Origin of the sequence: Ensifer sp. PDNC004 (genome assembly GCF_016919405.1) — a bacterium.
Lineage (GTDB): Bacteria > Pseudomonadota > Alphaproteobacteria > Rhizobiales > Rhizobiaceae > Ensifer.
Genome location: NZ_CP070352.1, coordinates 273,558 through 286,924, shown reverse-complemented (window position 1 = coordinate 286,924; position 13,367 = coordinate 273,558). Strand labels below are relative to the sequence as shown.

At 63.3% G+C, this 13,367-nt stretch carries 12 protein-coding genes; 8 read left to right on the top strand and 4 right to left on the bottom strand.

Going from position 1 to position 13,367, the window contains the following annotated elements:
- Positions 1-58: 58 nt before the first annotated feature.
- From JVX98_RS01305 to JVX98_RS01290, 4 genes are all read left to right on the top strand, one after another.
- The gene (locus JVX98_RS01305; protein ID WP_371826502.1) at positions 59-1,831 is read left to right on the top strand and encodes a phosphoethanolamine transferase; all 1,773 of its coding nucleotides are present in this window, start codon (positions 59-61) and stop codon (positions 1,829-1,831) included.
- Between the two features lie 142 nt (positions 1,832-1,973).
- Entirely contained in the window at positions 1,974-2,345 is a 372-nt protein-coding gene (locus tag JVX98_RS01300) for a hypothetical protein (RefSeq protein ID WP_192449752.1), read from the top strand.
- A 215-nt stretch (positions 2,346-2,560) separates the two neighbouring features.
- The gene (locus JVX98_RS01295) at positions 2,561-3,232 is read left to right on the top strand and encodes a metallophosphoesterase family protein (protein ID WP_205236605.1); all 672 of its coding nucleotides are present in this window, start codon (positions 2,561-2,563) and stop codon (positions 3,230-3,232) included.
- A 113-nt stretch (positions 3,233-3,345) separates the two neighbouring features.
- Positions 3,346-4,020 carry an HAD family hydrolase gene (locus JVX98_RS01290; protein WP_205236604.1) on the top strand — a complete coding sequence of 225 codons (675 nt, stop codon included), beginning with the start codon at positions 3,346-3,348 and terminating at the stop codon, positions 4,018-4,020.
- A 58-nt stretch (positions 4,021-4,078) separates the two neighbouring features.
- On the opposite strand, the gene JVX98_RS01285 is transcribed toward JVX98_RS01290, so the two are convergent.
- On the bottom strand, positions 4,079-5,668 hold the full coding sequence (locus JVX98_RS01285; RefSeq protein ID WP_205236603.1) for an ABC transporter substrate-binding protein: 1,590 nt from the start codon (positions 5,666-5,668) through the stop codon (positions 4,079-4,081).
- Between the two features lie 165 nt (positions 5,669-5,833).
- Positions 5,834-6,520, bottom strand: a complete 687-nt coding sequence (locus JVX98_RS01280; RefSeq protein ID WP_043613592.1) for a GntR family transcriptional regulator — start codon at positions 6,518-6,520, stop codon at positions 5,834-5,836.
- A 239-nt stretch (positions 6,521-6,759) separates the two neighbouring features.
- On the opposite strand from JVX98_RS01280, the gene JVX98_RS01275 reads away from it, so the two are divergent.
- The 4 genes from JVX98_RS01275 to JVX98_RS01260 all read left to right on the top strand — a co-directional run bounded on the left by JVX98_RS01275 (position 6,760) and on the right by JVX98_RS01260 (position 11,657).
- The gene (locus JVX98_RS01275; RefSeq protein WP_192449757.1) at positions 6,760-7,791 is read left to right on the top strand and encodes an amino acid ABC transporter substrate-binding protein; all 1,032 of its coding nucleotides are present in this window, start codon (positions 6,760-6,762) and stop codon (positions 7,789-7,791) included.
- Between the two features lie 175 nt (positions 7,792-7,966).
- Entirely contained in the window at positions 7,967-9,115 is a 1,149-nt protein-coding gene (locus JVX98_RS01270) for an amino acid ABC transporter permease (RefSeq protein WP_205236602.1), read from the top strand.
- A 3-nt stretch (positions 9,116-9,118) separates the two neighbouring features.
- Positions 9,119-10,225, top strand: coding sequence for an amino acid ABC transporter permease (locus JVX98_RS01265; RefSeq protein WP_205236601.1), 1,107 nt, complete (start codon positions 9,119-9,121; stop codon positions 10,223-10,225).
- On the top strand, positions 10,218-11,657 hold the full coding sequence (locus JVX98_RS01260) for an amidohydrolase family protein (protein WP_205236600.1): 1,440 nt from the start codon (positions 10,218-10,220) through the stop codon (positions 11,655-11,657). Before JVX98_RS01265 ends, JVX98_RS01260 begins: the two co-directional genes overlap by 8 nt.
- A 16-nt stretch (positions 11,658-11,673) precedes the next feature.
- Here the strand turns inward: JVX98_RS01260 and JVX98_RS01255 are convergent, their stop codons facing one another.
- Both JVX98_RS01255 and JVX98_RS01250 read right to left on the bottom strand, forming a co-directional pair.
- Positions 11,674-12,261 (bottom strand): YqaA family protein, encoded by a 588-nt coding sequence (locus JVX98_RS01255; RefSeq protein WP_192449761.1) that lies wholly within the window; start codon positions 12,259-12,261, stop codon positions 11,674-11,676.
- A gap of 129 nt (positions 12,262-12,390) precedes the next feature.
- Entirely contained in the window at positions 12,391-13,299 is a 909-nt protein-coding gene (locus JVX98_RS01250; RefSeq protein WP_205236599.1) for an AraC family transcriptional regulator, read from the bottom strand.
- Positions 13,300-13,367: the final 68 nt, after the last annotated feature.

The window sequence follows — 13,367 nt, the reverse complement described above, 5'->3', positions numbered from 1 at the left end:
GCTGAGGGGGAGGCTGCAACCTAGCAGGTGGCCGCCACGCGGTCTCCATCTCGATTGAATGGCCGTGACTGCAACGTCCCTCCCAGACGCTCTTGCAGTCGCCGCAGGAGAGTGCAGTTTGAGATTTTCAGGTATTCGCCGCCCCGAAATCGGCAGTATTTCGCTGAGCGCTCTCGTCAGCGCCTATCTGCTGCTTGCCACCAATAATTCCTTCTGGACACACACGGTCGCCTATTTCGACGATTCCGTCACGGCGCTTCTGTCCTTCAGCGCCGCTCTGTGTTTGCTGACCCTCGCAGGCCTCACACTCGCCTCCGTAAAATATGTGATGAAGCCGGTGATGATCTTCCTGATCATGGTGTCGGCGGCCGCCTCCTACTTCATCGACACCTTCGGCGTCATCATCGACAAGGACATGATCGGCAACGCGGCGGTAACGACGCAGGCCGAAGCCAGCCATATCTTGACCGGCAGTCTGGCGACGCACTTGCTGCTTTACGGGGTGCTCCCGTCGCTGGTGGTGATCTGGTTCAAGTTGCGCTACCGGCCCTTCCTGTCCAATGCCGCGATCAACCTGGCAGTGATCATCCCCTGCCTGCTCGTCAGCGGTGGGCTGGTCTACGCGAACTTTGCAAACGTCGCCTACGTGATCCGCGAACACAAGGATCTGATGAAGCGGTTCAATCCGACGGGGCCGGTCTCGGCGGCGGTCCGCTACGCATCCTCGACCTACAAGGAACGCAACATCGTCGTGCAGCCGCTCGGCACAGACGCACGCCAGGGTGCGCGGATTGCCGCGGCCGGCAAGCCGGTGGTCGTCGTCGTCGTGGCCGGCGAAACGGCGCGCGCTATGAACTTCTCGCTGAACGGTTATGGCCGCGAGACCAATCCGGAACTGAAAGCGCTTGGCGTCGTCAACTACACCGACACCACGAGCTGCGGCACGGCGACGGCAACGTCGCTGCCCTGCATGTTCTCCGTCTACCCGCGCGACGAGTACAGCGACTGGAAGGCGCGCTCGACGGAAAACCTCATGAACGTGCTGACGCGCGCCGGCGTTTCGACCACCTGGTGGGACAACAACACCGGCAGCAAGGGCATCGCCGACCTCATCAATTTCGCCAGCATGACCGACCAGAAGAACAGCCCGCTCTGCAAGAACGGCGAGTGCCTGGACGAGATCTTCCTCGGCGAACTCGACAAGAAGCTTTCGGCGACGAAGAAGAACAGTGTGATCGTTCTCCATCAGCTCGGCAGCCACGGACCGTCCTACTATCTGCGCTACCCTGAGAAGTTCCGGCGCTTCACGCCCGATTGCCGCACGCCCGAACTGATGAAATGCTCGGTTGAAGAAATCACCAACGCCTATGACAACACGATCCTCTACACCGACCATGTGGTGGCGAGTGTCGCCCGGTTGCTGGAAAAGCATCAGGACCAGATCGCGGGCGCGATGATCTACATGTCCGATCACGGCGAGTCGCTCGGCGAGAACGGCATCTATCTGCACGGGGCGCCCTATTCCATCGCACCGCGCGAACAGACGCAGGTACCGTTCGTCGCCTGGTTCTCGAAGCCTTACCAGGCGGCAATGGGTGTCGACACGGCGTGCCTCGCCAAGGATACGGCGCAGCCGAAATCCCACGACAACCTGTTTCATACCGTGCTCGGCATGATGAATGTCGAGACCAAGGTCTACAAACAGGGCCTCGATGCCTTTGCGAGCTGCACCAAGAAGCCGGGCGTCGGGTCGACGTTCCAGGCGGCGGATACGGCCAACGACTTGCCGCCAAGCCCCGTGCGCTCCTTAAGCGGTCCGGGCGCCCTTTAGCACCAAGCGTAACCTCAAAATTCGCCCGTGGCCGGAACAAAAACCGGCCTCGGCGCTTCCTTGAAAAGATGTCCCGATTCCGTCCCGGCGCCGCCGAAACCGCCAATGCAACCTCGGGACTACTCAAGGAAGGAGAGGTTCCATGCGTATCGTCGGCCTGCAGGTCACTGCCGAAAGAGCCGGTCGCTCAGGTTTCACGGTGGAATTCATAGGCGACGGCGACGAGGTGGTGACGGTGATGTGTCCCCAGGACGGGGCCGGCTCCCTCAACCGGCTGAACGCGATTGCGAAGGCCAAGGAAATTCTGCAGGCCGCCATTGCTGCCGACGAGGCGGTCGCGGGTTCTAGTGGCCAAGCAGGAATGCGCCGCGGAACTTTGCCAAACGCGCGCCAGGCGCATGACCGCGATGCGATGGAGGAGCAACTGGACGAGGGGCTCGAGGATACCTTCCCGGCAAGCGATCCGGTGTCGATCGCCAGTTCGACCATCGCCAAGGGTAATTCCCGACGCTGAGATCAGGACGTCATTGGCGTAGCTGCCACCTCCCGGTTATCTCGCCCGAGGTTTCCGCCCTCACGATCCGCATTCCCAATTGTCGCACGCGTCCGCGTCGCGGCCGATGCATCTTGCATCCTTTCGGCAAAAGGCATGTTATAGCGCCTTGATCTGGCGATGTTTTCGGCCTCGACACGGCCATCGCCCGCCATCGGAATTTGGAGAGTGAATGCATGGCCGTCCGGCATCTGACGTTCGCCGTCGGCGATATTCACGGCTGCCTCGATCAGCTGCGCGCGCTGCTGGATGAAATCGAAGACTATGCGCCGACGGGGCGGGTGATCTTTCTCGGCGACCTCATCGACCGGGGGCCGGACAGCCGCGCTGTCATCGAGCTGATCATGGCCGGCCCGACCAAGCCCGGCTGGACCTGGCAGACCCTCAAGGGCAATCACGAGGAAATGCTCTGGGGCGCAAGCAGCGGCGAAAGCGACGTCGACTGGTGGCTGGTCAACGGCGGCCGCGAGACGCTGATCTCCTACGACGGCACGGTTCCCGGGCGGCACCTGAAATGGATCAAGGAACTGCCCACGATCCTGGTCGAGCGCTTTCGCATCTTCGTGCATGCCGGCGTCGACGACACGCGGCCGCTGGAACAGCAGGACGACGGGGTCTTTCTCTGGATCCGGCCGCCCGAAGACTATTCTGGCGAATACTGGGGCCGGCATCTTTGTCATGGCCACACGCCCAGTACGGCCAACCCGCGAACGGTCGGAAACCGCACCAATGTCGATTCCGGCGCGGTGTTCAGCGGTATCCTCTCCTGCGCCATCTTCGACGACGATCAGCCGGGCGGGCCGATCGATTTCCTGACGGCGAGCAAGGCTGCCTGGCGCGTCGAGTGAGTGGTAGCATCGGTGGTGTAAATGGCATTGTGCGGGCGGCTCTGCGGTAGTAGGTGTGGCTTCTCCGCTGGGCGAAGCCTTTGCCGCCCGTCTCATCATCTCAGGGGATTGCCTTGGACGCCGCGCCTTCATCCGTTTTCACGAAGAATTTTGCTGCCCTGCTGTTCGATATGGATGGCACGTTGCTGAACTCCATGGCCGTGGTCGAGCGCGTCTGGGGCGCCTGGGCGGAGCGCAACGGTCTCGACCCGGTCGAATTTACCAAGACCGTGCATGGCGTGCGCGCCGTCGATACGATCCGTAATCTCGAGCTGCCGAACATCGACCCGGAGAGGGAAGCCTATGACCTGGCTCTTGCGGAAATCGCCGACGTCGAAGGCATTGTCGAGATCCCCGGCGCGGTCGACTTCCTGAATTCGCTGCCGCCGGAACGGTGGGCGATCGTGACGTCCGCGCCGCTGGACCTCGCCGTGCGCCGTCTCGCCGCCGCCGGCATTCCGACGCCGCAACTGATGATCACCGGCGAGGATGTTTCCATCGGCAAGCCCGATCCGCAGGGCTACCGGATGGCGGCCGAGCGGCTGGGCGTGCGTGCGGAAGACTGCCTGGTGTTCGAAGATGCGCCGGCCGGAATCCTGGCCGGGCTCGCCGCCGGGGCCGATGTCGTCGTCGTCACCGGCGCGCATGCGGCCGCCGAAGGCACGCCGCACATGACGCTCGCCCGCTACCACGACATCGCGGTGGAGCGCGCAACTGACGGCACGGTATCGTTGCGCCCGACCGCTTGAAATACCGTCGTTGAGGCCGGGAGGCCGCTTGCCGACCTCCCGTCATTGCGTCGCCAGCTTAGGCGTTGAGCCAGCATTTCGTCAGTGCGTGCCCGCCCATCAGTTCGCCGTTCGGATCGTCGATCCAGCCGCCGACCTTGTCGTTGGTCGCGTCGATGTAGTTGTTGAACATCGGCACGATGACGCCGCCTTCGTCGCGCAGGATCACCGTCGCCTGACGGTAGAGCGCCTTGCGCTTGGCGTTGTCGAGTTCAGCGCGCGCCGCGAATATCAGCTTGTCGAAGTCCTCGCGGAAGAAGCGGGTGTCGTTCCACTCGGCCTTGGAGAGATAGGCGATCGAATAGACCTGGTCCTGCGTCGGCCGTCCGGTCCAATAGGACATGCTGAAGGGCTGCTTGTTCCAGACGTCCGACCAGTAGCCGTCGCCCGGTTCGCGCTTCAGGTCGATGGTGATCCCGCACTTGGCGGCGCTCATTTGGAACAGCTGCGCCGCATCGACGGCGCCGGGGAAGGCGACATCGGAGGTCCGAAGCAGCACCGAGCCGCTGTGGCCGGATTTCTTGTAGTAGAATTTTGCCTTCTCCGGATCGAAGACGCGCTGCTCGATGTCGTTGTCGAACAGCGGATAGCCCTTGATCATCGGCGTGTCGTTGCCGACCGTGCCGTAGCCGGCGAGGACCTTCGACACCATCTCCTCGCGATCGACGGCATATTTCAGTGCCAGGCGCAGGTCGTTGTTGTCGAAGGGCGCCGTGTTGCAATGGGCGATGAAGACATAGTGGCCCTTGCCGGGAACGTTGCGGATGACGACGCCCGGAAGGCGGCTGATCAGGGCGACGACCTTGGGCTCGATGCGGTTGATCATGTGGATCTGGCCGCTCTGGAGAGCCGCGGTGCGCGCGGTCGAATCGTTGATGACAGCGATTTCGATCTGATCGGCATGGCCGCGCTCGGCCGAGCCCCAATAGCCTTCGTGCCGCTCCGCGATGTGTTTGACGCCCGGTTCGTTGGAAACGACCTTGTAGGGACCGGTGCCGATGCCCGCCGTCGGGTCGTCCTTGCCGCCGTTCGGCTGGATCATCAGGTGGTAATCGCTGACGATGTAGGGCAGGTCGGCATTGGGCGCGCGCAACGTGATGACGACGCTGTCGCCATCGACCTTGATCGTCTCGAAGTCCTGAACGAAGGGCAGGGCCGCAGACTTGGAGTCCGCGTCGCCATGCCGCTCCAGCGTCGCCACCACGTCGGCCGGGGTCAGTTCCTTGCCGTTGTGGAAGGTCACGTCCTTGCGGATCTTGAAGCGCCAGGTCTTGGCGTCCGGCGTCGCCTCGTAGGCTTCCGCAAGCCGGTACTCGATCTCGCCGGTCGGCGAGACTTCGACAAGCTGTTCACCCCAGCAGCGCCCGAGCGTATAGGGAACCTGGCTTGCCCACGTTGCCGGGTCCAGGCTGTTTGTCGATTCCCCGCCGACGAGGCCCGCCTTGAGTGTTCCACCCTTGACTGGCCCTGCGGCGCGGGCCGCCTGGCCGAGCAGCAGGTTCGCCGAGGCGGCGGTTATCCCCAGTGCTGCGGCGCGTCCGAGAAACTCCCGTCGCGACAGCCGGCCCGCGGCAACCTGCTTGCTCATGAATTCCAGTTCAATCGGCATGCCTTACTCCCTCCCTTGCAAGACCCACCCGGCGTAACCGGTAACGTTGCAGATATTGGAGGCAGATGCCGCGCCTGGTGTGTTGCCACGCGACAGATGGTGCCGCAGATCGGCGAAAGAAAGTCGTATCCGCGACCGCTTGCGCCGGAAACGGCGGGTGCAGCGTCAGCCCTTGCGGGCGTAGCGCTGCAGGATCGCGGAGATGTCCGGCTCGGTCTTGTCGGTGTCGAGTTCGGCGCGAAGCTCGACCGCGTCGAGGTGTTCAAGCATGATCCGCTCCGCCGTGGCGGTGTCGCGCGATTGCAGGGCACGGATGATCTGGACATGCTCGTCGACGGCGCATTCCGGCGAATGCAGCCGCGCGAACCGGGCAAGGATCAGGGAACAGCGCGAGACGATCTCGCGGACGAACCGCGTCAGCGCCTGCGAACCTGTGAGTTCGGCAAGCAGGATGTGGAATTCGCCGGCCAATCGGATCGAAAGCGGTCCATGGTCGGAAAGTGCAGTCTCCTCCTGCTTCACATGCTGCTGCAGCCGCTTGACGCCGGCAGCGTCGAGATCGGCGACGAGCCGCCGGATCACCTCGGCTTCGAGCATGCGCCTCAGCGCGAAGATGTCACGGGCTTCCTCCAATGTCGGCTCGGCCACGCAGGCGCCCTTGTTGGCGCGCAAATCGACGATGCCTTCCGCGTTGAGCCGGACCAGGGCCGCCCGGACGCTGGTGCGGCTGACCTTGAAATGGTCGGCGATCGTGTCTTCGGAAAGCTTTGTTCCGGGCCTTAGGGCCTGCTCCAGGATCGCCTGGCGCAAGAGCTTGTAGACCACTTCGCTGCGGCTAGATTTCTCAGACAAGGTTGCCTCCCCCAACGGGCCGATCGGAGACCGGCCGAACATGTCCCTCGTCTTCGATAACGCCCGTCGAAATGGTCGTCAATATTGTATACAATAATGTTGATATTTGTATTCTCTTGCCGTATGCAATTGCAGGCGCCGACAAACAATGCGGCGCCGGCCGGTTCGGGAGGAGGCGTGCGGAGAGGGCCGTGCGACCTGAGAAGGCCTGAAAGGGAACAGCCAATGGGAGGGAATTCATGAACAGCAGGATTCTGCAGCTCTGTGCGACAGTTGCCGGCATCGCCGTCGGCCTGGTGGCCGCGACCACTGCCAACGCTGCGACGACGCTCGAAACCGTAAAGGCGCGCGGCAAGCTGATCTGCGGCGTCTCGATGAGCACGCCGGGCTTTGCGACGGCCGATGCCAAGGGGCACATGGAGGGCTTCGACGTCGACGTCTGCCGCGCCGTGGCGGCAGCCGTATTCGGCGACCCGGAAAAGGTCGACTTCGTCCTCACCAACATCAATACGCGCTTCCAGGCGCTTCAGTCCGGCGAGATCGACATGCTGTCGCGCCAGACGACCATGACCTTCTCGCGCGAAACCTCGCTCGGGCTCGATTTCGGTCCGACCGTCTTCTACGACGGCCAGGGTCTGATGGTGCCGAAGTCGCTCGGCGTCAGCAGTGCCAAGGAACTCACCGACGCGGCGATCTGCACGCTGCCGGGCACCACGACCGCCCAGAACCTCAGCGACTTCTTCCGCTCGATCGGCGGCAAGTTCGAACTGGTTGTCTTCGAAAGCCCGGACGAAAACCGCAACGCCTTCTTCTCCGGCCGTTGCGAGGCGATCTCGTCCGACCGTTCGGACCTTGCCTCGATCCGCGCCGTTGCCAACAACCCGGATGATTACGTCGTCCTGCCGGAAACCATCTCCAAGGAACCGCTGGCGCCCGCCGTTCGCCAGAACGATTCCAACTGGCGTGACATCGTCTCCTGGTCTGCCTGGATGCTGATGGCGGCCGAAGAGCGTGGGATCACCCAAGCCAATGTCGACGAGATGACCAAGAGCGAGGATCCGGAGATCCAGCGCATGCTCGGCGTCAGCGAAGAACTCGGCAAGATGCTGAACCTCGACAACAAGTGGGGCTACAACATCATCAAGGGCGTCGGGAACTACGGCGAAGTCTTCGAGCGTAACCTCGGCACCAAGACCGCACTCGGCCTGACGCGTGGTCCGAACACGCGCTGGAGCGAAGGCGGACTGCTCTACGCACCGCCGTTCCGTTGAGAATTGACGGGCCCGCGCGTTTCGCGCGGGTCCACGTCTCCACATGGTGCTCCCTAAGCGGCCTGTGGAGAGTTCGCGCGGCATGCCGCCCGTATTATAAACGATGGAAATCGATCAGGTTATGATCTTGGGTCGTGCCGGCCCGAGATCATTGTGCTCCAAGGGACGGGTGCCGATGCCCCTGTTTTATGATGCGCGCATTCGCGCCTATCTTTATCAAGTGATCGCCGTCGGCGTCGTGCTGCTCGTCGCCTGGGTGATGTTCAGCACCGCAAGCGCCAATCTTGCCAAGCAGGATATTGCGACCGGTTTCGGCTTCCTGGCCCGCCAGGCCGGATTCGTCATTACCGAATCCGCCATCACCTATGAGCCGACCGATACGATCGGCCGCGCGATCCTCGTCGGCATCGCCAACACCGTCAAGGTTTCGCTGCTCGCCGCCCTGTTTGGCACCGTTCTTGGGCTATTGGTCGGCATCGGGCGGCTGTCGCACAATCCGGTGTTGTCGCGGCTGATGCTTGCCTATGTGGAAGCGCTGCGCAACGTGCCGCTGCTGCTTTACCTGCTGCTCTGGTACTCGCTGATCATTTCCGTCTTTCCGCCGGTCAAGCAGGCGATCGAGATGCTGCCCGGCGTGTTTCTGTCGAACAGCGGTCTGGTAACGCCGGCTCTGCACTGGCAGAGCGGTTTCGCCGCGCTGGCCGCCGCCTTGGTCGTCGGCGTTGCCGCCGCCTTCGTCACCGTGCGCGTTCTCGGCCGCCGCCGCATCGTCACCGGCATGGAGCGGCCGATTGCTCTGTTCGCAGCGACCGCGTTTCTGTTGCCGCTCGTAGCAACCCTGCTCTTCGCAAACATCTCGGTCGCTTGGGATGTGCCGGAACTCGGCCGCTTCCGCCTGAGCGGCGGCTACCACCTGCGCCCCGAATTCGTGGCGCTTCTGCTCGGCCTCACGCTCAGCGTGTCGGCCAATGTCGCTGAAATCGTTCGCGCCGGCATCCAGGCGGTGAGCAAAGGGCAGTGGGAGGCAGCGACGGCACTCGGCCTGTCGCGGGCGCGCACGCTGAAGCTTGTGATCCTGCCGCAGGCGCTGCGTATCATCATTCCGCCGCTCACCAACACCTATCTGACCGTGTTCAAGAACAGCTCGCTCGCGATCGCCATCGGCTATCCGGATCTGGTGATGGTCTCAAACACGATTATGAACCAGACGGGCCAGGCGATTGAAGCCATTGCCATTTTCATGGGAGTCTATCTCGGCCTGTCGATCCTGATCTCGCTGGTGATGAACTGGTACAATGCGCGGGTCGCGCTGAGGGAGCGCTGAGCCATGACACAGGTCGACACCCTCGTGAGCAATGCGACGCTTGCGCCAAGCCGCGAAGCTCCACCGGCATCGCGCAGCCGCTGGCTCAGCGCCTATTTCGGCACGCCCGGCAATGCGCTGATCACCATCCTTTGCCTCGGCACGGTCTTTGCGCTCGCCAAGCTCGCAATCGGCTGGCTCTTCGTCGACGCCACCTTTGTCGGCACGCCGGCGGAATGCAAGGCGACGAGCGGCGCCTGCTGGCCGTTCCTGTCGGCGAAGATGCGCTACATCTTTTTCGGCTTTTATCCCTTTGAAGAGCAATGGCGCCCGCTGACGGCGATGCTTCTGTTTCTCGGCGCCTGCCTCGTCTCGATGGTGCCGAAGGTCTGGGGGCGGGGGCTGCTGGTCGCCTGGGTGGCCGTCGTCCTGCCGGTGCTCTATGTGCTGATGGCGGGTGGCTATTTCGGCCTGACGGTCGTGCCCACGACGCAATGGGGCGGGCTGCCGCTCTCCTTCATGCTCTCCTTCATCGGGCTTGCCTGCGCGCTCCCACTTGGCATTGCGCTGGCGCTCGCCCGTGCGTCGAACCTTCCGGCAATCCGCGTTCTCGGCGTCGGTTTCATCGAGATCGTGCGCGGGGTGCCGCTGATCAGCATTCTGTTCATGGCGACCGTCATGCTGCCCCTGTTCATGCCCAATGGCATCACCATCGACAAGCTCGTTCGGGCGCAGGTGGCGATCATCCTGTTTGCCGCGGCCTATATCGCCGAGATCGTGCGCGGCGGCCTGCAGGCGGTTCCCAAGGGGCAGGTCGAGGCCGGCCATTCGCTCGGTCTGCATTACTGGCAGATCATGCGCAAGATCGTGCTGCCGCAGGCGCTGAAGAAGGTCATACCGCCCTTGGTCAGTCTGTTCATCGGCTTCTTCCAGGATACGACGCTGGTGACGATCGTCGGCCTGCTCGACTTCCTCGATACCGTCCGCACCGCCATGCGCGACCCGCAATGGCAGGGTATCGCAGTGCTGGAGGGTTATGTCTTCGCCGCTGTCGTATACTTCGTTTTCAGCGCCCTTATGGGGGCTTACAGCCGTTTCCTCGAGCAATATTTCAGGACCACGCATGACTAAAGAGATCCACGTCATCCGCAAAGCGCATACGCTCGTCGCCTTCGACCGCGAGCTTAATGGCCATGTCTATCTCAACGACGCCGACGTCGCCTATGACGACGCGGGTTTCGTGCATGTCGGCGGCCATTATGACGGTCCTTATGCCAGCGAGAGTTCCGGCCGCGACCGGATGATCATGCCGGGCTTCGTCAACGTGCATTGCCATTCCGGCGAGGAGCCGATCTCCAAGGGCATCTTCGAGGACATGGGGACGGCAGCGCTTTGGGGCAACGCGCTCTACGAATACTCCAACCTTCTGGAAATCGACGACGACGCGATCGAGGCGTCGCTGACTGTCATGGTCGGCGACCTGATGCGCAGTGGTGTCACCACGCTGCTCGATATTGCCGGCCCGCATGCGAGCTGGCTGGCGACGCTTGCCAAAAGCGGCGCACGCGCCTTCGTCGCGCCGGGTTTCCGCGAAGCACAATGGCACGTCGAAGACAGCCATCGTCTCGACTTCCGCTGGGACAAGGCGCGGGGGCGCGAAGCCTTTGCGCGAGCGCTTGAGGTCGTCGATACGGCGAATGCACACCCCTCGGGGCGCCTTGGCGGCGTCGTCGCACCGTCGCAGATCGAAACCTGCTCGCCGGAACTGCTGCAGGATGCGGTGGCGGCGGCGCGTGAGCGCGGCATGCCGATCACCATCCACGCCGCCCAGACCATGACCGAGCACGAGGAGCTTTTGCGCCGGCATGGGCTGACGGCCGTGCAGTATCTCGAGAAGCTGGGTCTGCTCGGCAGGGACCTGATCCTCGGCCATTGCATCTTCGTCGACAGCCATTCCTGGACGCGGCAGCGCACGGAGATCGATTTGCGCCTGCTTGCCGATCGCCAGACGACGGTCGCCCATTGCCCAGTCACCTTCTCGCGCAGCGGCATGGCGCTGGAATCGGTCGGCCGCTATCGCCGCGCCGGCGTCAACGTCGCGCTCGGAACCGACAGCTACCCGTTCAACATGCTTGAAGAAATGCGCCAGGCGATGATCTGCGCGCGGCTCTCGGGCAAGTCCGTCTTCGACGTTTCGACCGGCGACATCCTCGAGGCGGCAACGACTGCCGGTGCCCGGGCGCTCGGCCGCGACGACATCGGCCGGATCGCCGTCGGCGCGAGGGCGGATTTCCTGGTGGTCGATCTCAGGCACCACGCCATGCAGCCGGTCTACGACCCCTTGCGCAATCTCCTGCATTGCGCGGCCGAGCGGGCGATCGAGCGTGTCCATGTGGACGGCGCTTGCGTCGTCAGTGATGGCCGCCCGACCTTGATCGATTATGACGGCGCGCTCGCAAAGCTCCAGGAAGCGCAGGACTACGCTTGCCGCAAGGCGGCCGAGAACGACACGAAGGGTCGCGCAATGGGGACACTTGCGCCGCTCTCACTGCCGCGCAGGTAATTCCGGCCGCGGTCCGTCAGGACAGAAAGCGGTGTGCGGCGAAGAGGCAGATCAGGACTGTCGCCGCCGCGCCCGCCAGCGCGCCAAGACGCCTCTCGAGGAAATCCCGGATCTCTTCGCCGAAACGGCGCAGCAGCCAGGCGAGCAGGAAGAATCGCGCGCCGCGGGCAATGATCGCCGAGACGATGAACAGGCCGAGATTGATGTTGGCGGCGCCTGAAAGGATGGTCACGACCTTGATCGGCGGCAGATGCGCCAGGCCCGAGGTGACGAGCAGCAACGCCAGCATCTCGCTGTCGACCGAGGCCTTCAGGTGCTCGAACGTGTCGAGCTTGCCGTAGAACTCGAGCAGCGGTTTGGCGAGCGTGTCGAAGGCGTAATGGCCGAGATACCAGCCGGCGATGCCGCCGAGAACCGAGCAGACAGTTGCCACGAGAGCATAACGCCAGGCCCGCTCCGGGCGCGCCAGCGCCATCGGGATCAGGAGAAGATCGGCCGGAACCGGGAAGATCGAGCTTTCGACGAAGGCAATGATGCCAAGCCAGACAATGGCGGTCTCCCGTGTCGCGAGCGACATTGTCCAATCGTACAGGCGTCGGAGCATGAGGTGCGGTTCTCTGTTGGCCCAGGGGCCGTTTACGGGCCCCAAGGCCCGTCTATAGGCCCGAGAGCAGGGTGGAAATGTGACTGACTTCTGTATTTGAGATAATTCTCACGAAAAGCCGTGCCGGCGTTATTGGGCGGCCACGGCCAAGCGCGCGTAGCGCCCTGGCGGTTGCCCGACATGGCGGCTGAAGGCGGTGCTGAAGGTACTTGCCGAGCTGTAGCCGACCCGTTCAGCGACAGCTGCAAGGTCCAGTTCGCGTTGCCGCAGCAGGTCCTTGGCGATCGCCATGCGCCAGACGAGCAGATACTCCATCGGTGGCAGCCCGACGGCGCGGGTGAAGCGCTCGAAGAAGACGGATCGGGACAGTGCGGCCTCGTGCGCCAGTTCCGCCACGGTCCAGGCACGGGCCGGATCAGCATGGAGCTGGCGAATGGCCGTCGCCAGCCGCGCATCTCCCAGCCCGCGAAAGAGGCCGGGTGCAGCGCTCTCCCCTTCGATGGATCGCAGCGCCTCGACGAGCATCACTTCCACAAGTCGCGCCAGAACCAGATCGCGGCCGGGACGTTCGTCGCGTGCTTCTTCGCCCACAAGGCGTACGAGTGTCGAAAGCCGGTCTATCCCGCGCAGATGCATCAATGCCGGCAGCAGCGAAACCAGCAGTCCGGCGTCGGGCGAGTCAAGAACGAAATAGCCGCCGAGCAGGCGCACGTCCGGTTCGCCGTCCTGCCTGCCATGACGAACTTCGCCGACCAGTGAAGGCACCGCCTTGGGATCGATGAAAGTCGGCTGCACCGCGTCAAAGCCCGACATGGTGAAGCCGGGCGTGCGCGGCAACAAGACGAAATCGCCTGCCTGCAGCGTCACCGGCGCCTCGCCGTCGACTGCCAGCCGGCACGATCCCTCGATGACGGTACAAAAACTCGGATGACCGAATTCCGAGTAGCGAACCGCCCAGCGGCCGGCGCCGCTGATGCCCTTGGTGAACACGGTACGTGGGTGGAGAAGCTGAATGAGTTGCGAGAGGGGATCTGTCATGTCAGGACGATAGCAAACGTAATTCGGACTTCAAGTCGTAGATCATCCGAAATCCCCGCGGTATTCCG